Here is a 1,041-nt window from a genome sequence, read left to right as displayed (position 1 = left end):
GCGGATGAAACTTACAGTGACATGACAAAGCAAATGACGCACAGGAAGGAAAGGTGCTTTGCTATTATGGCAAAGGTCCTTTTCACCGTAGAGAAGCATAAGGCCTCTTATCCCCGGCTAAAGCTTATTGAACAGTTTCTTCCTGAGTCCCTGGGGGAGTCGAACGAGGAGGACTATGAGGGCAGACTGCAGGAGCTCTACTGCTACCTGCAGGATTTCGGCACTGGACCGGAGGTTCTTCAGAACTTTTACCAAAACTTATTTGTGGACATGGAGGCCCTAAAGGATGATTCCCTTCCCTTCTTTCAGGGCAACAGCTACGTCACCATAGCGGAATAGGCTCCCCCACAGGCAGCGAATGAGGGGCGTGTCACTTTCCCTGCTTACCACCGTAAAAGATATATACAAGTATTATTTGCTATAGGCATTGCTAAATGCTTCTTCATTAAGCCGGGGCTTCTTTGCCCCGGCTTTTTAGCTAAGCAGGGGAAGTGACATCGGCGCAGGAGCTTGCCCCTGCTGTGGAGAAGGAACAAAATAAAAGCCGGGGACTTGCCTGTCCGCCGGCTTTCTTCTTTAACCCCCTGCACCAAGGGGACGAAGCCCCGGTGCAACCCAATCCTTCCTGTCTACGGAGTCAGAAGTAGAAAGGTGATATTTCCTTTCAGGCAGGTGTAGTGTGCCCTGCGGTTTGTTGCTTTTCCCATTCACGTGCGGGACTTACAGCGCCCTTAGGCTGGGTGTCCTGACACGAGAGCTACAGGAAGGCCTCTTCCAGCCAAAGACGTTTTGTTTCCAACCCTAGTACTAGCGGGGCTCGCGAAGACCAAGGCTCTGTCGATCGCTGACCCGCAAAGACTGAAAGAACAAAAAAGACGAGGGGTGACGCTCCAATGGGCACAGCCTACGATTCCGAAAAGCTCCGACAAAGGGTTCTGCAAGTACCGGGGCTACCACTGGGTGCGGTCCACCTCCTGCTTATCTTTGCTGGTGCCGGTGCTCATAGCTGTGTTTTACAGAGGCCAGGCCCAGCACTGCGCA

Annotated in this window: 2 protein-coding genes; both read left to right on the top strand. The window is 52.5% G+C overall.

The annotated features are described in order from the left end of the window. Positions 1–339, top strand: a 339-nt coding sequence (locus tag CHB92_RS25440; RefSeq protein ID WP_218824318.1) for a hypothetical protein, incomplete at its 5' end; no start/stop codon positions are given. Between the two features lie 450 nt (positions 340–789). Beyond that, on the top strand, positions 790–1,041 hold a 252-nt coding region (locus CHB92_RS26050), incomplete at its 3' end, for a hypothetical protein (RefSeq protein ID WP_218824317.1).

It is taken from the genome of Pontibacter ummariensis (assembly GCF_900188175.1).
GTDB lineage: Bacteria > Bacteroidota > Bacteroidia > Cytophagales > Hymenobacteraceae > Pontibacter > Pontibacter ummariensis.
The sequence above is the reverse complement of the archived record's forward strand: the minus strand, read 5'-3'. Positions and strand labels throughout refer to the sequence as shown.